The 19,642-nt window shown below is 39.0% G+C and carries 16 protein-coding genes; 11 read left to right on the top strand and 5 right to left on the bottom strand.

All coding sequences use genetic code 11. The features are described 5' to 3' along the window. Positions 1-87: 87 nt before the first annotated feature. On the top strand, positions 88-1,617 hold the full coding sequence (gene guaA, locus B9A58_RS17170; RefSeq protein ID WP_084374127.1) for a glutamine-hydrolyzing GMP synthase: 1,530 nt from the start codon (positions 88-90) through the stop codon (positions 1,615-1,617). A gap of 4 nt (positions 1,618-1,621) precedes the next feature. Here the strand turns inward: guaA and B9A58_RS17165 are convergent, their stop codons facing one another. Beyond that, positions 1,622-1,990, bottom strand: a complete 369-nt coding sequence (locus B9A58_RS17165) for a hypothetical protein (RefSeq protein WP_084374126.1) — start codon at positions 1,988-1,990, stop codon at positions 1,622-1,624. Positions 1,991-2,251: 261 nt separating this feature from the next. After that, entirely contained in the window at positions 2,252-3,949 is a 1,698-nt protein-coding gene (ggt, locus tag B9A58_RS17160) for a gamma-glutamyltransferase (protein ID WP_084374125.1), read from the bottom strand. A gap of 140 nt (positions 3,950-4,089) precedes the next feature. Between ggt and B9A58_RS17155 the strand changes: the two genes are divergently transcribed. The 3 genes from B9A58_RS17155 to B9A58_RS17145 all read left to right on the top strand — a co-directional run bounded on the left by B9A58_RS17155 (position 4,090) and on the right by B9A58_RS17145 (position 8,056). Continuing rightward, on the top strand, positions 4,090-4,572 hold the full coding sequence (locus B9A58_RS17155; RefSeq protein ID WP_084374124.1) for a deoxycytidylate deaminase: 483 nt from the start codon (positions 4,090-4,092) through the stop codon (positions 4,570-4,572). Between the two features lie 347 nt (positions 4,573-4,919). Continuing rightward, positions 4,920-6,260, top strand: coding sequence for an NAD(P)/FAD-dependent oxidoreductase (locus tag B9A58_RS17150; protein ID WP_084374123.1), 1,341 nt, complete (start codon positions 4,920-4,922; stop codon positions 6,258-6,260). Next, positions 6,257-8,056, top strand: a complete 1,800-nt coding sequence (locus B9A58_RS17145; RefSeq protein ID WP_084374122.1) for a 4Fe-4S binding protein — start codon at positions 6,257-6,259, stop codon at positions 8,054-8,056. Before B9A58_RS17150 ends, B9A58_RS17145 begins: the two co-directional genes overlap by 4 nt. A 47-nt stretch (positions 8,057-8,103) precedes the next feature. Here the strand turns inward: B9A58_RS17145 and B9A58_RS17140 are convergent, their stop codons facing one another. Next, positions 8,104-8,433 carry a HesB/IscA family protein gene (locus tag B9A58_RS17140; protein WP_084374121.1) on the bottom strand — a complete coding sequence of 110 codons (330 nt, stop codon included), beginning with the start codon at positions 8,431-8,433 and terminating at the stop codon, positions 8,104-8,106. Between the two features lie 147 nt (positions 8,434-8,580). Here B9A58_RS17140 and mce point away from each other — a divergent pair, with 147 nt between their 5' ends. The 5 genes from mce (at position 8,581) to B9A58_RS17115 (ending at position 12,980) form a co-directional block, all read left to right on the top strand. Further along, the gene (mce, locus tag B9A58_RS17135; protein WP_084374120.1) at positions 8,581-8,982 is read left to right on the top strand and encodes a methylmalonyl-CoA epimerase; all 402 of its coding nucleotides are present in this window, start codon (positions 8,581-8,583) and stop codon (positions 8,980-8,982) included. A gap of 2 nt (positions 8,983-8,984) precedes the next feature. Continuing rightward, positions 8,985-10,019, top strand: coding sequence for a thiamine-phosphate kinase (thiL, locus tag B9A58_RS17130; protein WP_084374411.1), 1,035 nt, complete (start codon positions 8,985-8,987; stop codon positions 10,017-10,019). A gap of 418 nt (positions 10,020-10,437) precedes the next feature. After that, positions 10,438-10,902 (top strand): hypothetical protein, encoded by a 465-nt coding sequence (locus B9A58_RS17125; protein WP_084374119.1) that lies wholly within the window; start codon positions 10,438-10,440, stop codon positions 10,900-10,902. Positions 10,903-11,022: 120 nt separating this feature from the next. Beyond that, entirely contained in the window at positions 11,023-11,451 is a 429-nt protein-coding gene (locus tag B9A58_RS17120) for an STAS/SEC14 domain-containing protein (protein ID WP_139793960.1), read from the top strand. A gap of 83 nt (positions 11,452-11,534) precedes the next feature. Further along, entirely contained in the window at positions 11,535-12,980 is a 1,446-nt protein-coding gene (locus B9A58_RS17115; protein WP_084374117.1) for a S1C family serine protease, read from the top strand. A 27-nt stretch (positions 12,981-13,007) separates the two neighbouring features. Here the strand turns inward: B9A58_RS17115 and dnaA are convergent, their stop codons facing one another. Continuing rightward, entirely contained in the window at positions 13,008-14,417 is a 1,410-nt protein-coding gene (gene dnaA / locus B9A58_RS17110; RefSeq protein WP_394334436.1) for a chromosomal replication initiator protein DnaA, read from the bottom strand. Between the two features lie 303 nt (positions 14,418-14,720). Here dnaA and B9A58_RS17105 point away from each other — a divergent pair, with 303 nt between their 5' ends. Together B9A58_RS17105 and scpA are read left to right on the top strand one after the other, a co-directional pair. Beyond that, positions 14,721-16,424: a methylmalonyl-CoA mutase family protein gene (locus tag B9A58_RS17105; RefSeq protein ID WP_084374116.1), complete on the top strand. Its 1,704-nt coding sequence runs from the start codon at positions 14,721-14,723 to the stop codon at positions 16,422-16,424. After that, positions 16,421-18,562 carry a methylmalonyl-CoA mutase gene (gene scpA, locus B9A58_RS17100; RefSeq protein ID WP_139793959.1) on the top strand — a complete coding sequence of 714 codons (2,142 nt, stop codon included), beginning with the start codon at positions 16,421-16,423 and terminating at the stop codon, positions 18,560-18,562. Before B9A58_RS17105 ends, scpA begins: the two co-directional genes overlap by 4 nt. On the opposite strand, the gene B9A58_RS17095 is transcribed toward scpA, so the two are convergent. Next, positions 18,563-19,546: a pyruvate dehydrogenase complex E1 component subunit beta gene (locus tag B9A58_RS17095; protein WP_084374115.1), complete on the bottom strand. Its 984-nt coding sequence runs from the start codon at positions 19,544-19,546 to the stop codon at positions 18,563-18,565. Positions 19,547-19,642 lie beyond the last annotated feature (96 nt).

Below are 19,642 nucleotides of genomic sequence, written 5' to 3'. Positions count from 1 at the left end.
TCGTCCCTTTCTTTAAAAGACTCTAAATTTCCTAAACTTAATTGACCAGACCACTTGCAGGTCAGGTTGGCTGTGTTAATTTTGCGCATGGCAGAAAAGATTATCATCCTCGATTTTGGTTCTCAGTATACACAACTGATCGCACGTCGCGTGAGAGAGCTGAATGTTTATTGTGAAATTCACCCTTTTAGTAAAATACCTGAGTTAGACGATTCTGTGAAAGGCCTGATCCTTTCAGGTAGTCCTTGCTCAGTCAGACAAGAAGATCATCCAGATATTAATTTAGGTGCTTTGATTGGTGAAGTACCGATTTTGGGCGTTTGTTATGGTGCTCAACTGATTGCTCATAAATCTGGTGGTGAGATCACGCCATCCAAAATTCGTGAATATGGACGAGCTAATCTTTCCAAGGTAGATTCTACTAATGAATTGCTCAAAGAGGTCGACTTGGACTCGCAAGTATGGATGTCACACAGCGATACAATCAAGAGTATTCCAGACAATTTTGAAATAATAGCTAGCACGCCACAGGTAGAAGTAGCAGCATTCCATAGTAAGTCGCACCCTGTTTGGTGTATTCAATTTCACCCTGAAGTGACACACTCCAGTCAAGGCAAAATCATCCTAAGAAATTTCGTCGTACACATCTGTAGGTGCAGTCAAGATTGGACACCAGATATTTTTGTAGATGCGACAGTCTCTGACCTAAAGGATCAGCTGGGAGATGATCAAGTAGTACTTGGATTGTCAGGTGGAGTAGACTCTTCTGTAGCGGCTATGCTCATCCATCATGCAATCGGAAAGAACCTGCATTGCATCTTTGTAGATAATGGCTTGCTGAGAAAAAATGAATTCTCAGATGTATTGAAATCCTATGAAGGAATGGGACTCAATGTAAAAGGAGTAAACGCGGCCAAAGAGTTTTATAAAGCACTAGAAGGACTGACTGATCCTGAGGACAAGCGCAAGGCCATTGGACGAGTATTTATTGAAATATTTGATGCTGAAGCTAAGAAAATTAAGAACGTGAAATGGCTGGGTCAAGGCACCATTTATCCTGATGTGATTGAGTCTGTTTCTGTCAACGGACCATCCGTTACGATCAAGTCTCATCACAACGTTGGAGGACTTCCTGCAAAAATGAATTTGAAAGTAGTTGAGCCACTCAATACACTCTTCAAAGATGAGGTAAGAAGGGTCGGAAGATCACTTGACATTGATGAAAAAATATTGGGTCGCCACCCATTCCCAGGGCCAGGATTGGGGATCAGAATTCTTGGTGATATCACAGCTGAAAAAGTTGAGATTTTGCAAGAAGTTGATCACATATTTATCAATGGTTTGAAAGACAAAGGACTCTATAATGACGTGTGGCAAGCAGGTGCTATGTTGCTCCCTATTCAGTCAGTTGGCGTGATGGGAGATGAGCGAACTTATGAGCGAGTAGTAGCACTACGAGCAGTCTCAAGTGTAGATGGTATGACAGCTGATTGGTGTCACTTACCTTATGACTTTTTGGCCGATATTTCGAACCAAATTATCAACAAAGTAAAAGGCGTGAATCGCGTGGTTTATGACATCAGTTCGAAGCCGCCAGCTACCATTGAGTGGGAATAAAATTTTAGAATTGATCTGATTTTATCAGGTCGTTTAATTCTTTCAAAATAATATCGCAGAGTTCTCGTAGCTCTGCGATTTGTTTTGGTATCACCTCTACATTTATAGATGCTTTTGCATTGCCTTCAAGTGCTCTGATATGGGCAGATAAGTTGTCGATATTCAGGAGCAAAAGGGAAGGTTTGAGCTTGTGCATAAGCCTACCTACCTGCTCCCAATTTTCAGCCTTTCCTTCGCGTTCAATGTCGCTCACCATGTCAGGTGTATTCTTGACAATAGTCATGATCATTTCGTAAATGAATTCTCTGTCATGATCACTAATTTCATAGAGATAGGAGAGATCTAAAGGAAGTTCAATTTTGTCAGAGGCCATGGACTGATGCGTTTTAAGACAGTGGTAAAAAACAAAGTTCCAATAATAAATAGAAATCCTCATTTGATTACACACAATCAATAAATGAATAAGAAATATTGAATTTATTTTGTTGATAGATAAAATCTATCATTGATATTTAATTATTTATAAATCAGATTATTATAATATTCTACTTAAACAATAAGTTTCAATTATTTTCTGATGAATAAATCCCGATTGGGAAGTTGAGCATTGCTCCAAAGAAGGTGCATATTTCTTTTAAAAGCCTGCCGCAGCACTTTCATTTCTAGTGACATCAGCTGCTCCTTCAATGGTGCCGTCGTCATAAACTAAAATGCATTCGAGTTTCCCAATTGCTGCTCTAAGTTGTGTCTGATGTCCCAGTTTTGTAAGCGAATCGAGTAGGCTCTTAGCAAATTTTTCTTTCTCAAAGTATACCTTGTCAGGTAGCCATTGGCTGTGAAATTTTGGAGCATTTACTGCTTCCTGCATGGTCATGTTGTGATCAATTATATTGAGTATGGTTTGGTAGACGGAAGTAATAATGGTAGACCCACCGGGAGTCCCTATAATCATTTTGACTTGACCATCTTTTTCTACAATTGTGGGAGTCATAGAACTCAGCATCCTCTTCTCAGGTTGGATCGAATTTACCTCTGTACTGATTAGTCCGAATTGGTTAGGGACACCTGACTGCGCACTGAAATCATCCATCTCATTATTGAGAAAAAAGCCAGCCCCCTCTACTATGACTTTGGATCCAAAATAGCTATTCAAAGTAGTAGTGATGGCGACGGCATTTCCTTGTGTATCAAGAATGGAAAAGTGTGTCGTCTCCATGCTTTCGATTACTTCGACCTGCCCCTTTTTTATCGAGGAAGAGGGGGTGGCTTGGGAAGTGTTTATGCTAGAAAATTTTTGAGAATTGTATGCACGACTAAGTAGAGAGTCCAGGGGTATTTTCACGAAATCTGGATCACCCAGATAGGTGGCGCGGTCAGCATATGCGCGTCTTTCTATTTCAATCATTTGATGAATGGTAGCAGCCGTGTTATGTCCTGATTTTTGAAAGTCAAACTGCTCCGAACCTTGTAGCATTTGTAGCAGTGTCACGCCACCAGCAGAAGGCGGTGCCATGGTAATAATCTGATGTTTTTTGTAAAAGCCAGTCAGTGGTTTTCTCCACTTGGACTTGTATAAATTTAGGTCAGTCATAGTAATTAACCCATGACCATTTGTGCTTTCATTAATGAGTTTTTGAGCTACCCATCCCATGTAGAATCCGTCTCTCCCTTGGGCTTGTATTGCTGTGAGAGTTTTTGCCAAATTGGTATTGATCAGAGTATCTCCTTTTTTCCAAACCCCATCTTTTGTATATGCAGTTTGTCTCTTGTTCACTTCTAAAAAATCATCATGAAATCTATTGAGTTCTTTAGCCAAGGATTCATTTATTGTATGTCCATTTTCAGCAAGATCAACGGCTGGCTGTAGCAATTGTGACCAAGGAAGAGAGCCATATTTTTTATGTAAAGTGAATAGGCCATCAACAGACCCAGGCACCCCAACAGCTAGATGACCCATCAAACTTTTTCCTGGGATTACATTTCCGTCATCGTTTAAGTACATGTTTTTTGTTGCTTGCAGTGGAGCCTTTTCTCTAAAGTCCAGAGATCCTGAGGTTCCATTTGACTCTCGGAAAATAGCAAAACCACCACCACCAATATTTCCAGCCTGGGGATAGACTACTGCGAGTACAAAGTGAACAGTTACGGCAGCATCAAATGCATTACCACCTTGTGACAGGATTTGCTTACCTGCTTCTGAGGCCAACTCATGTGCAGATACAACCATACATTGATTTCCGAGAAGCCCTTTATTTGACTTATTTATGGATTGTGGTGCATGGCAACAGACCATAAGGAAGGAAAGAGTGATGAGTACTAGGCGAGCAGTCATGGACTATATATGTGATTAATGAATGACAATAATAATTAATTGGAATTAGGATTGATGAGCAAGCATGAAAGCAATTACCTATTAAAATACTACTTCTAAAGTAAGGTAATGGGTAAATTGCTTTTCTAAGATGAAGAAATATGAAGAGACCTGATTTTGATGATATTTATATGGAATTGGCGGTAAATCTCGCTAAACGCTCGCATTGCATCAAAAGGCATGTTGGAGCTGTTTTAGTAAAAGAGACTAGAATTATATCCATTGGATATAATGGGCCACCAGCCCATACCCACAATTGTGATGAGGAGTTTCCTGAGACTGGATGTGATCGTGATTCCAAGGGCAGTTGCACTTTGGCCATTCATGCTGAACAAAATGCCATACTCTATGCAGTTAAGAATAATGCCTCTGTCGAAGGTTCTAAGTTGTATGTGACACTCTCACCTTGTCTTTCTTGTGCCAGAATTATCTATTCCATGGGAATAGCAGAGGTGATGTATTTGAAATCGTATGCTGAGTACAAGGGGTTGAGTTCAGATGAAGGTATAGACTTTCTTCAAAAATTTGGAGTGACTTGCAAGAAGTATGAAGGTGAAATAGCAAATTTGACTGCTTTGATCTAGTAAGTTGAAAAGGGCTAAAAAAAGGAAGGGGCTGCCTTTTGACGTGCAACCCCTAAACCAACCTAACCTAAACTTACCTCAACAACCTTAAATGTTGTAATTGAATGCTATTCTAATATAACGATTTCTGTGCCAAAAAGATATAGACATCCGAAATATTTTTCTTTCTTTCGAAATTGTGATACAAAGATAATAAGCTGTTGCAACACACAAAACTATTCTTAGAAAAAATGTGAAAATTACGGGTATTCACTATTTATTAGGGGAATTACCTATATCAAAGGAACTTTATGCCTGTTAGTTGTATTTTAGACTTGAAATGGGCCTAAATGTCTGTTTGACACTCAATGCAAGAACAAAAACACGTCGTAATCATTGGAAATGGGGTAGCTGGGATTACAGCAGCACGCCACATTAGAAAAAAGAGCAATTGCGAAATCACTATTATTTCAGGGGAAACGGATTATTTTTTCTCTCGTACTGCTCTGATGTATGTTTATATGGGCCACATGGAGTTTGAACATACACAACCCTATGAGAATTGGTTTTGGGTAAAGAACAAGATTAATTTGATTAAAGGTTGGGTGAAATCCATAGACTTTGAATCCAAAAAACTCACTATTAAAGATCAAGCCAGTGTTGTCTATGATACTTTAATTATTGCTACTGGTTCTATATCCAATAAGTTCGGGTGGCCAGGACAAGAGGCTGTTGGAGTGAGTGGGTTGTATAGCAAGCAAGATTTGGACTACATAAGTGAGCAAACTCGATCAATTAAACGTGCAGTGATTGTAGGGGGAGGACTCATTGGTATCGAATTGGCCGAAATGCTTCATTCAAGGAAAATTCAAGTCACTTTTTTAGTTAGAGAAACTAGCTTTTGGAACCTTGTATTGCCAAAAGAGGAGTCTGAAATGATCAATCAGGAGATTCGAGATCACCAGATAGATTTAAGGCTAGAAACAGAATTGAAGAATATAATAACCGATACTAATAATTGTGTGACAGGAATTGTTACTAACAAGGGTGAAGAAATTGATTGTCAATTTGTAGGACTTACAGTGGGTGTTTCTCCCAACGTCAAGTGGTTAGAAGACTCTGGGTTGGTCATTCGTAAAGGTGTATGCGTGAACGAATTTTTAGAAACTAACATTCCTGATGTCTATGCCATAGGAGATTGTGCTGAGCATCAGAATCCTCCAGCAGGCAGGCGGCCAGTTGAGCAAGTCTGGTACACGGGGCGTATGATGGGAGAGACAGTGGCGAGAACTATTACAGGTGATAAAACTGCTTACAGTCCTGGAATTTGGTTTAATTCAGCCAAATTCTTCAATATCGAGTATCAAACCTATGGTCAGGTAAAACCTCAATTAGAAACTGGTCAGGAACAATTCTTATGGCAATCTGAAGACAGCAAGAAGTCATTGAGGATTGTTTTTAATGAAAAATATATGACTGTTGTGGGTGTAAATGTTATGGGAATGAGAATGCGACATGAAGTGTGGGATGGCTGGATTGCAAATGGTTGTAAGATGAATTTTGTATTGGCAAATCTAGAACAGGCCAATTTTGATCCTGAATTTTACAAGACCCATGAATATAGCATTCGAGAGAAATTCAATCAAGAATTCGACTATATGCCAATAGAAAATGGAAAACCTTCATTGATTAAAAGATTTTTTGCATGAATTATAAACTGATACAAAATATTGGCTTGGTTGTTTTCTTGATAGGTTTTGGAACGTTTGTGATGAGTTTCGGAAGTGAAAGTTATAAGCTCACTGAAGACACTATTGACGATCAGGTAGAAAATTCTGCTAAATCTGGCTTGATAAAGTCATTTGGTGAAAAAGAGTTGGGCGAGGTCTATCACCATTCGTTCAGTTACAATTTGATGTTGGATGGTTTATTCACTGAGATCAATAAATATCAACTCGAACGTTTTGGAATCAATGATCAGAAGATTGATCAAATTTTGGCAATAAATAAGGTGGGGGCCTTTTCTTTGGAAAAGACTCAATTGGCTTTTAAGACGAAGGATGCAATCACTTCTTTTCAATGGGAAGCTTTTCAGTCTTTTGGGGGATGGCTAGATGGTCGTACTTTCGAAAACGAAAATGAAATGCGCAAGTCACTACTCATAGTTCAAGACAATATGGCTAAATATGGAATTGTCAATCAAAAAGGTTTTAACGAATATGAGATAAAAGACTTGAAGTACTCCCTGACAAAGGGATCGTCCTTTGGCTGGGTGTCGCAAAACAAAGGTCTTTCACTCATGCTGGTGTATGGTTTGACATTATTGGGAGCCTTACTTTATATACTGCCTAACAAGAAAATATTGGGCCCTCCAGGAATAAAAAATGATGGAACGTTTCATAGCAAAACCCAAAATGTTGGGTGGATAGGGATATTACTAGGAAGTTTTTTGATCCTTTTTTACATCGTTTTGTATTTCTACCCAGAGTATATGACCAGCTGGATTTTGATGGTAGATCCTGTCAGTCAATGGCTCAAAGGTGATGATGCGGGACGATTTTTCCTCTATGGGTTTATTTACACGCTGGCCATTTTGGTCATGGGTGTAAGAATGATGATCAAGTATCGTCATAGCAGGTATCAACTTTGGAGAACTGCTTCTGTGATGTTCTTTCAATTGGCCTTCGCCTTTCTTATTCCTGAAATACTGATTAGACTGAATCAACCTTATTTTGACTTTAAGAACATTTGGCCCCTGGATTATGATTTCTTTTTTGATAACGAATTGAATACGTTGATCAATCACGGAGGCATTGGATGGTTTATGCTGGGCTGGGGAATCGGCCTTACGCTAATTGGAGTCCCTGTTATGGTTTATTTCTTTGGTAAAAGATGGTATTGCTCATGGGTCTGTGGATGTGGAGGGCTCGCAGAGACTGCTGGTGATCCTTTTCGCCAATTGTCTGATAAGTCGCTGAAGGCTTGGAAATTTGAAAGGGTTTCCATTCATGGCGTGCTGGTTTTTGCCATTGTCATGACCATGGCTGTCTTGTACACCTACTGGACTGGTGAGAGTGAAGTACTTGGTGTGAGTTCCTATCAGCTGCGCTCGATTTATGGAGGATGGATTGGTGCAGGCTTTGCAGGTGTTGTAGGTACCGGTTTTTATCCGTTAATGGGCAATAGGGTGTGGTGCAGATTTGGTTGTCCATTGGCTGCCTATCTGGGATTAGTTCAGCGATTCAAGTCTAGATTTAGGATTACCACCAACGGAGGACAATGCATTTCTTGTGGCAATTGTTCTACCTATTGTGAAATGGGAATTGATGTGAGGTGGTATGCTCAACGAGGAGAAAATATAGTGCGTTCATCCTGTGTAGGATGTGGGGTTTGTTCGGCAGTTTGTCCACGGGGAGTGCTCAATTTAGAAAATCGTGCGGATGATAATCGTTTTGAGTCAGCTGGACTGATTGGGAACAATAGCTTTCCTGAGATAAAAAAATAGCCGTAGAGGTAATCCACGGCTATCCAATATCTTTAAGGTACACTTGCCTATACTGCGAAACTCTCGCCACAACCACAAGTTCGTGTAGCGTTAGGGTTTACAAATTGAAAGCCTTTGCCATTCAATCCATCTGAGAAATCCAAAGTAGTATCTAATAGGTAGAATAGACTCTTTTTATCCACAATTACTCTTACTCCATTCTCTCCTTCGAACACATCATCTTTTTCAGTGATTTGATCATCGAATGATAAATCGTACATCAGCCCAGAGCATCCACCACCTTTCACAGAAACCCTTAAATTATGGTTTTCAGTATGGCCTTCAGCTTTCTTCAACTCTACGATTCTGATTTGCGCTTTTTCTGATACGGTCAACATATTTTATTTATATCTAATGGTATTTTGAATACCGATTTGAATGTCAAACTTTTAATAGTAGAAAACCCTTCCTCATCCAGAAAAGTTTCACTTTTTTTGCAAATCTAACGATTTATTTAGAATCGTTTTGAATAATTAATCCCCAAAATGAAGTTAGAGCACATAGGCATTGCTGTAAAGAACCTAAAGGATTCGAATCAGCTTTTCGAACAATTATTTGGCCAGTCCAGCTACAAAGTTGAGACAGTTGAGTCTGAAAATGTATCTACTTCTTTTTTTCAGGTTGGTGAATCCAAAGTGGAATTGTTGGAAGCCACTGGTGAGGACAGCGCCATTGCCAAGTTTATTGAGAAGAAAGGTGAAGGTATCCATCATTTGGCTTTTGAGGTAGAAGATATTTTATCCGAAATGAAGCGATTGGAAGGAGAAGGCTTTCAGTTGATCAACAAGGAGCCAAAGAAAGGTGCAGACAATAAATTGGTTTGCTTCCTTCATCCAAAATCAAGCAATGGGGTGCTAGTAGAGTTATGTCAGGAAATCAAAGAATAACAATGTCAGAGCAGCAAAAGAGAACAGAGATAGGAGAAATAGGTGAATTTGGATTGATTGATCAAATCAGCTCAAAATTCACCAACAAAAATAGCTCTACCTTAAAGGGAATAGGAGACGATGCGGCTGTATTTGGGTCTGGTGATTTGCTACAGTTGCTATCTACTGACATGCTGTTGGAGGGGGTGCATTTCGATCTATCTTATATGCCACTGCAGCATTTGGGCTATAAGGCCGTGGCTGTAAATGTATCTGACATTGCTGCTATGAATGGTTTACCAAAGCAAATTACAGTTAGTCTGGGTTTGAGCAATCGATTCTCAGTGGAAGCCATAGAAGAATTGTATAAAGGAATTCAGTTTGCTTGCGAAGACTATTCCGTGGATTTGGTAGGTGGGGATACCACTTCCTCACCTTCGGGCTTGGTTATTTCTGTTGCTGTCATAGGTGAAGTGCAAAAGGAAAAAGTGGTTTACCGAAAAAATGCAAAGGAAAATGACATCATTTGTGTCACTGGTGATTTGGGTGGAGCTTTCTTAGGATTACAAGTACTAGAAAGAGAAAAAGCAGTATTCAAAGAGAATCCAGAGATGCAACCTGATTTGGAGAAATACGATTTCATTGTGAAGCGTCAGCTAAAACCTTCAGCTAGAATGGACGTGATTCATGAATTAGGTGATCTGGGCTTAGTTCCTACTTCCATGATTGATATATCTGATGGACTGGCTTCAGAGCTTTTTCATATTGCGAAAAACTCAGAAGTGGGTGTGACTATATACGAGGACAAACTACCTATTGCCAAAATGACCTACGACACAGCTGTGGAGTTCAATATGGATCCAATGACATGTGCTTTGAACGGGGGAGAGGATTATGAATTGCTATTTACTATAGGTCAAAACGATTTTGAGAAGATTAAAAATCACGCTGACATAGCAACTATTGGCTATGTAGACAAAAGAGCCAATGGGCTTAAAATGGTAACTAAAAATAACAATACAGTAGCGCTACAAGCTCAAGGTTGGAAGCACTTTTAGGTCACCCCAGGTCATGCTTGATCGCCTCTATTCAGGAGATCAAGTGTTTTTTTGTATTATCTAATGCTATTTTAGGGTTTTTGTCGATTTGGCCGTCATACTGTTGAAACAGAGCATCTATTTCTTCAGTATGAGATGGAGCAGGTTGAATACAAGCAAGACCTTTTAGGAAAATGAATTTCCTAAAGAGAAATGAGTAAAACAATACGCAAAGTTGAGCTTAAAGATTACGGACAAAATTAACTGGAATTGTCTCATAAGTGCGTGGCGTTTGGGAATTTATCACCAAAACTAGTGACATTGAAAATTGGTCATTTGTAGGGATTACTTCTCAGTCATTTGAAGGATATTTTTGCTTCATACAATTTGATAATCTAGAGGATAGATTCTTTTTCGCACACTAAAATTTGGAAATACTATGAATAGCGAATTTTTGAACCTAAGAGACGATGAGGTGGAAATGTTGTATGAGGCACCTGCCTTAGTTGCCATACTTATTGCAGGAGCAGATAGTAAAATAGGCAGTAAAGAGCTAAAGGCGGCTACCAAATTTGTTACTGAACCAAAAGATTTTTGGGTCTCATATTTTTTAGAGGTTGGAGAGAGAATGCCAGTGTTACTAAACAGGTGGATGGTAGAAGCATCAAAAGAAATGGACGTCACCATGGCTAAAATAACGGTGACGCTAAGGCAATTAAATAGTATACTATCAAAAGTGGATGTAAAAGACGCTGTAAGATATTATGATTTTTTACTGCAATTGTCAGAGAAAGTAGCAGATGCTTCTGGTAGTATTTTTAAGTCTAATAAAATCAGTAAAGAAGAAGCTGCCTTGTTGAATCTCCCTATGCTGGATAACCCTGCTCGCTATCAATATCGCTAATTTTCAATTTGAAAACCCTAAACGTTTTTCTATTCTAATAAAATAGCAGCATAATTCTGCAATTTTTTTAAAATGATCTTAACTTTGTTAACACTGAGTTATTTTGATCAAAGGGAGAAAATGCATACATCAATTGAGATACCAAAAGATGCAAAGGTTTATTTGAATAAACCTTATGTTCAGGTGTTTTGGAGCCCGATTAATAAAATTTTAACCAGTCGTTGGACTGGATTTTGTACCTATGATGAGATCATAGCAGTAGCACAGCGGATCATTGATGCAGTGACTTTTGAAGGGGCTCGAAAGGTGCTTTATGATGCCAGGGAAATAGAAGTGCTCGATGAGCAATCTCAGAAGTACATTGCTGGCGACTTTACAAAAGAAATGATTAAAGTAGGTATTGAATACTCAGCCACAGTTTCGCCCACGGATGTTTTTGCCAAGTTCTCTTTAGACGATATCCAAAGTGCCATCAAAATAGCAGAAGCTTCTAAAAACAAATTCTTTCAGGATGTTGATGAAGCGTTCAACTGGCTATTGAGCAAATAAGCTTAACAATCTTTAACACCTTCACTTTCAACTTCTAGCCCATTACTTCGTAATTTTCATTCAAGAAAAACGGATTAATGTCTATGTCGAATTATCTTAAAACAGGAATAATAGCTTTTTTATCTGCGGGAATGGGCGTGTGGTTTGTGCTTGACTATTCGGAGTTTATGGATCTTAAGGAGAAACATGAGCGTAGCGTAGATGACTTGCACGAATTCGAAAAATCCAATTTCATTTCAAATAGCCAGATCGCCAATTCAAATCTGCTGCCAGTAGAAGATTTTGTGGATGCTTCAGAACACTCCACTAATAGTGTGGTTTTCATTAAAAACTTAAGTGTCATCAATTACAGAACAGGGCATTGGATGGATTGGTTTTTTGAACCAAGAACTTCGCAAAGAATGAGTACAGGTTCTGGAGTTATTCTTTCGCATGATGGTTATATCATTACCAATAACCATGTGATTGAAGATGCCGATGAGATTGAGGTAGTCCATAAAAAGAGAAGCTACAAAGGTCATATTGTTGGGACAGACCCCTCCACGGATTTAGCAGTTATCAAAATTGATGTTAACGATTTTCCTGCTATTGCACTTGGAAATTCTGGAGAGGTAAAGGTGGGAGAGTGGGTTCTTGCCGTGGGAAATCCATTCAACCTGACATCAACAGTTACAGCAGGAATTGTATCTGCCAAGGGGCGTAATATCAACATATTAAAAGATAAGTTCCCTATTGAATCTTTTATCCAAACTGATGCCGCCATCAATCCTGGAAACAGTGGAGGAGCTTTAGTGAATAGAAAGGGAGAGCTGATAGGGATCAATACAGCTATTTTATCCCGGACTGGCTCTTATGCTGGATATGGATTTGCGGTACCAGTTGATATTGTCAAGAAGGTTTTTAATGATATTGTACAATATGGAGAAGTGCAAAAAGCCTTCTTTGGAGCTGAATTTGCAGATATTGACAATGAAGTGGCTGAGGAGCTTCAAATCAATAGTTTGAATGGAGTGATTATTACCCACGTACAAAAGGGCTGGGCAGCCGACAAAGCTGATTTGGAAAAAGGTGATATAGTGACTGAGGTCAATGGCGAACCACTTTATGATAAAGCCCAGTTAGAGGAGATGATAGGTTATAAGTACCCAGGTGATTTAATTCAATTGACCTTGAAAAGGGGAAATAAAAGTGTCTCGAAAACACTTGAATTTAGCAATCGCGAAGGCACTACAGAAATACTGAAAAGAAATATATACACGTCTCAGTCATTGCAAGCTTCATTTGAATCAATTTCAAAAGCGGAACGAGATCTTATTGGAATAAAATCTGGAATTCGCGTGATTGAAGTTGGGAACGGATTTTTTAGGAAGTTGGATATACCAGAAGGTTTTATTATTACTGAAATTAATCATAGCAATATTGAGTCTCCTCAGGAGTTGGAAGATGTTCTGAACAAGATCAGAGGAAAAGTAATAGTGTCAGGAATAACTACTTCAGGCAGAAGAGTCTATTATCCATTTCTATTCTAAGAGAGTAAAGACAAAAAAAATGAAAGCTTATATGGCTTTCATTTTAAATTTCTTTTTTAATTCAGAAAATGATGACCTAAACCTGGCATCAGTATCCAGCATGTCATTGACTGACTGTAGGGCATGAATCACTGTACTATGATCTCTTCCTCCAAAATGGCTTCCAATACTTTTCAGTGAGTGATTAGTATAGTCTTTTGAAAAGTACATGGCCAATTGTCTGGCAATCACAATTTCTTTCTTGCGCGTTTTGGCTTTCAAGTCGTCAGACGATACATTGAAATATTCAGAAACTGTTTTTTGGATGTAATCTATGCCAACTTCTGATTCAATGTTTTTAACGATAGATTTCAGCGTCTGCTTAGCTAATTCCAGATCAATGTCTGTTTTATTCAATGAAGAGTGGGCCACTAAAGAGATAAGCACACCTTCCAGTTCTCTAATATTGGTATCCACGCTGTAGGCCAAGTATTCAAGCACCTTGTCGTCTATGACCAATCCATCGTCTTGAAGTTTTCTCTGTATAATGGCCAATCTGGTTTCAAAATCTGGATTTTGCAAATCTGCTGTCAATCCCCATTTGAACCTGGAAACCAATCTTTCCTGAAGTCCTTGCAACTCAGTAGGGGGCCTATCACTAGACATCACAATCTGCTTACCATTTTGATGCAAGTGATTGAAGATATGAAAGAAGATTTCTTGAGTTTTTACTTTGTCCTTAAAAAATTGAACATCATCAATTATTAATGTATCAACATTGAGGTAGTAGTTCGTAAAGTCTTGAAGGTTGTTGTTTTTTAATGCTTCAATAAATTGATTGGCAAATTTTTCGGAAGCAACATACAACACGAAGTTATCAGGTGTTTCCTCCTTGATTTTGTTGCCTATAGCCTGCACCAAATGTGTTTTCCCTAGCCCAACCCCACCATATATCATGAGTGGATTGAAAGAAGTAACTCCAGGTTTTGTAGCTACGGCAAAACCAGCAGATCTTGCTAGTCTATTACAATCTCCTTCTATATACGTCTCGAATGTGTTTTCTGGGTTCAGATTGGACTTTTGATAACATCCATCAACTGCTTGAAGGGCGAAAGGGCTCGCGAAACGCTGATTTTGATCCCCCTTGATTTGTCCAAATTTAGAAATGCCGTTTTTTTGAGCCAAATTGACTGTGTAGGGCTGATTCGTAGAATTGCCTTTATCAACAATTACAGAATACTCTAATTTGCCTTCTCCGCCTATTTCTGATTGAATAGCTGCTTTAAGTACTTGCACATAATTGTCTTCAAGCCACTCATAAAAGAATTGAGATGGTACTTGAATAGTTAGTACAGGATGTGTGAATTTTATTGGAATAATTGGTTCAAACCAAGTTTTGAAGCTTTGTTCAGGTATTTTTGACCCAATAAATTCCAGGCATTTATCCCATATTTTCAAGTGCATTCGTTTAAAATTGTTGGTGGTTAAAAACTGATTATTTTCAACATCTTTCTCTAAAGCGGATATCAAATTTGAAGAAAAAATAGTTAACAAAAAAATCAAATCAGTATTGACTTTTTGAAATATTGTTCTATCATGAATAGCTGCTTCTTTTTTTTGAATATTCTTTGAAAAATGCAATTTATAATAAATTGCTAATATGAGCGATTGCAGGCCAGAATGGCAGATTTATGATTGTTGGTTCTTATTTTTTTCTTCTTCGTTCCTAACACCTTAAATTGCGATTACAACTCAAAAATTATGATAAAAGCATACAACTTTGACGAGTTTGCTACGTCCTCCAAAGCACAATGGTTGGATAAGCTAAAAAAGGATCTGGGTGATGATGCAGCACAGAGAATTTTAACTTGGCAATGCGAAAGAGAATTGAATTTATCTTCTTATTATGATGAAGATGATTTAGTCAGAAGTTATAGCGTACCACAGTCCAGGCCTGATTGGAAATACTTACAGCCCCTGGGATCATCTAGTTCTAATACCCAAGCCATGGATGGCTTAATGAATGGTGCTGATGGACTGATTTTGTCTGATGCTCCAATGGATAGTCTGGATAAGTTGCTTGAAAAAGTAGCGCCTCAATACTGCACGATAGGTTTGCGAACCTCTAATTTTAGCGAATATCTGAAGTTTGTGGAGTGGTGGAAAGAGAAACACCCTTCAGGAGGTAATGGAGAAGTCTTGCTGTTTCATGCCACTGATGAGTTAGTTGGAAGATTTGATACTGATTTAATTTCTTTTATTTCTCAATCTTTCGAGCTCGGGCATGGGTTAGGACACAAGACGCTTCATGTAGATGGTGGCTGGGTTCAAAAAAATGGAGGCTCTGCATCTCTTGAATTAGCATTTATGCTATCCCAAACTGTTCACTACATTAATAATTTCCTTGATGCAGGACATAAATTGGAAGAGATTGCACAAAGTATCTTTGTAAGTACTTCTGTGGGTTCTAGCTATTTTTTAGAACTGGTGAAGGTTAGAGGGATGCGTTTATTGTTGAATCAATTGTTTAAACAATACGGGCTTAGAAATGTCTCTATTTCTATTCATGTAGAAACCTCACCCATCACTAAATCTGCCTTGGATGCGAATACCAACTTTTTAAGGTGCACGTCTGAAGCCATGTCAGCGATATTGGGAGGAGCAGATTATTTGAGTATTGCACCTCATCATTCTCTCCCATCAGCCGATCGTATTGCAAGGAATATTTCCAACTTATTAAAAGAAGAATCTTACTTTAACAAGATATCAGATCCTGCTGCAGGGTCTTATTATATGGAGAGTCTTTCAGGTGAATTAATGAAAGATGCGTGGAGTACGTTTCAACAAGTAGAAGCAGAGGGAGGGTTTGAAGTTGCTGTGAAAAATAAAATATTTAAAAAGAAGATAAAAGATGATTTTGCTTTTCAAGCAGAGAGAATAACTTCTGGTCTTCAAAAAATGGTAGGGGTGAATGACTTTGGTAATCAAGATGAGAAAATTTTCCCTGATCAATTGACTCACGCTCATTTGTCATTGGCAGATAATTTTGAAGTGGTTAGAAAGGATGTTGAATCTTATGTGAAGGATCATGGGGAAGCCTCAAGGCCTACTGCATATTTGCTCGGTATTGGATCCAATGCTAAGATGATCAATGCTAGATATACTTTTGTAACCAATTTCTTCAATTGGGCTGGCGTCAAAGTGGAGAAGGTCAATTCAGGTCAAAACTTAAATCAGCAGCATATAATTGTTTGCTGTGGAGCAGATGAAGATTATACAGAGGCTAATATTCAAAAGGCACTTAATGGGCAGGTGACATCTGCTTTGATGTTGGCCGCTGGTAAAAAGAGTGTAGAAACCTCAAATCAAATAACAGGTTGGGTGAATACAAAATCTAATCGATTAGTAATAGTAAAAAATATGTTGTCCCATTTGGGTATCACTCAAAATCCATCTTTATCATGATTAAGCCTGACTTTTCAAAAATTAATTTTGATCAATTAGATTGGCAAATTGATGTGCATACAAACGAGAAAGAATCGTTTATAACGCCTGAGGGAATTCCTGTGAAGGCAAACTATGATTCAGACGACATAAAGAATGCCAAGCAACTGGGCTTTTCTGCAGGCTTACCTCCATTTCTACGTGGCCCTTATGCTGCCATGTACGCATCTAGACCTTGGACAGTTAGACAGTACGCAGGGTTTTCAACAGCAGAAGAATCTAATGCTTTTTATAGAAGAAATTTAGCTTCTGGGCAAAAAGGACTGTCGATTGCTTTTGATTTAGCAACCCATCGAGGGTATGATTCGGATCACGAACGGGTTACAGGTGATGTAGGTAAAGCAGGTGTAGCTGTGGATTCTATTTTGGATATGGAGATCCTTTTTGATCAGATTCCTTTAGATCAAATGTCTGTGTCAATGACTATGAATGGTGCTGTGCTTCCAATCATGGCCTTTTATATTGTGGCTGCCGAAGAGCAGGGGGTTGATCAGTCACTGTTGAGTGGAACCATTCAAAATGATATTTTGAAAGAGTTTATGGTGCGGAATACTTTTGTATATCCTCCTAAACCTTCTATGCGGATCATCTCTGATATTTTCAAATACACTTCCGAGCACATGCCCAAATTCAATTCCATTAGCATCAGTGGCTATCATATGCAAGAAGCTGGCGCCACGGCAGATTTGGAATTGGCCTTTACTTTGGCGGATGGTCTAGAGTATTTAAGAACGGGGGTAGACGCTGGTATTGATGTGGATGTGTTGGCTCCAAGGTTATCCTTTTTCTGGGCAGTGGGCATGAATCACTTTATGGAAATTGCTAAGATGAGAGCTGCAAGGATTTTATGGGCGAAAATGGTGAAAACATTTAATCCTAAAAACCCAAAGTCTATGGCACTGAGAACACATAGCCAAACATCAGGATGGAGTTTGACTGCTCAGGATCCCTATAACAATGTAGCGCGAACTTGTATTGAAGCCATGGCCGCAGCATTTGGTCATACGCAGTCGTTGCATACCAATGCATTGGATGAGGCTATTGCTTTGCCTACTGATTTTTCTGCAAGAATAGCTAGAAACACTCAGATATATCTTCAAGAGGAAACGGATATTACTAAAGTGGTAGATCCTTGGGCTGGTTCATATTATGTAGAGTATCTCACAGATCAATTGGCTAGAAAGGCCTGGGACATAATCAACGAGATTGAGGAAATGGGTGGTATGGCCAAAGCGATAGAGACTGGCATGCCTAAATTAAAAATAGAAGAAGCGGCAGCTAGAAAGCAAGCCAGAATTGATACCAACAAAGAAGTGATTGTTGGAGTAAATAAATATATTACCAAAGAAGAAACTGAGATTGAACTCTTAGAGGTAGACAACGATGCGGTTCGGAATTCGCAGATTGAGCGATTGAGAAAACTCAGGGCTAATCGTGATCCAGATGCTGTTCAGAAAGCATTGAAGGCGCTGACAGAAAGCGCTCAAACTGGTGAGGGCAACTTGTTGGACTTATCTGTAAAGGCAGCCAGAGTGCGAGCCACATTAGGGGAGATTTCTTCGGCAATGGAAGTTGAGTTTGGAAGGCATATTCCTAAAACCTCGGCAGTTTCAGGTGTATTTGCAAAAGAAGTGAAAGACAATCAAGAAATAAAAAAGGTAATGAGCTTAGTAGAGCAATTTGAAGAGCTTGATGGAAGAAGACCAAGAATTATGGTAGCCAAAATGGGGCAAGATGGCCATGATCGTGGTGCCAAGGTAATTGCTACTAGTTTTGCTGATCTAGGCTTTGATGTAGATATCGGGCCACTATTCCAAACACCAGAGGAAGTAGCTAAGCAAGCAACAGAAAATGACGTGCACATCATTGGAGCTTCGAGTTTGGCAGCAGGTCACAAAAGCTTGATACCTGCACTTATAGCCGAATTGAAGCGACTGAATAGAGAAGATATCATGGTAATTGCAGGAGGAGTAATTCCTCCAAATGATTACCAATTTCTATTTGATGCTGGAGTTTCAGGAGTTTTTGGTCCGGGTACCAAAATATCAGAAGCTGCAACAGAAATTCTTGAAAAACTTATTGAAGAAGTACAGCGATAACTATCGCTGTACGTACATAATTTCTTTTACTGCCTTTACAGTTCTTTCTACATTTGGTAGAATCTCTTCTATCAATGTTGGAGCGTAAGGCAACGGCACATCCCTATTTGTAATTCTATGAATAGGCGCGTCCAAATGATCAAATGCTCTTTTCTGAACGATATGACTGATTTCCGAAGAAATAGATGCCAGAGGCCAAGCTTCTTCAACAATTACCAATCTGTTTGTTTTCTTCACGGACTCAATGATCGTGTTATAATCGATTGGTCTCACAGTTTTTAAGTCAATAACTTCGGCGTTGATTCCTTCTTTGGATAGAGCCTCAGCTGAAGCATGGGCTACTTTCATAAACTTGCCAAAAGAAACAATAGTTACATCAGAACCCTGTTTTACAACTTCTGCCACGCCAATTGGAGTCAAGTATTCCCCTTCAGGTACTTGCCCTTTCTCTCCATACATCAACTCTGATTCCATAAAAATTACAGGATCATTATCTCTGATTGAAGATTTCAAAAGGCCTTTGGCATCAGCAGGGTTTGATGGAATGACTACTTTTAGTCCAGGGCAGTTAGCAAACCAGTTTTCAAAGTTTTGAGAGTGCTGCGAACTCAGCATGCCAGCATTACCCGTAGGGCCTCTAAATACAATTGGAACATTGAATTGTCCGCCAGACATGGACATCATCTTGGCTGCACCATTGATTACCTGATCAATAGCTACAAGAGAAAAATTGAAAGTCATGAACTCAATAATTGGTCGCAATCCGTTCATTGCTGATCCAACGCCAATTCCAGCAAACCCAAGTTCTGCAATAGGAGTATCGATCACTCTTTTTGCTCCAAACTCATCAAGCATGCCTTGACTCACTTTATACGCACCGTTATATTCTGCTACTTCTTCTCCCATGAGATATACGGATTCGTCTCTTCGCATTTCTTCACTCATGGCCTCTCTTAGGGCTTCTCTGAATTGTAATTCTTTCATCGGAAATTAATTTAACGTTTTATAGCTTGGGTGCGTCGTTCTTGAATTCGCTCGGATATTCCACAGATGTGAATTTCGAGAGCGCTAAATTATCAT

The organism is Reichenbachiella faecimaris (assembly GCF_900176375.1).
Lineage (GTDB): Bacteria > Bacteroidota > Bacteroidia > Cytophagales > Cyclobacteriaceae > Reichenbachiella > Reichenbachiella faecimaris.
Note: the sequence above shows the minus strand (reverse complement) of the source record. Positions and strands in the feature narration are given on the sequence as shown.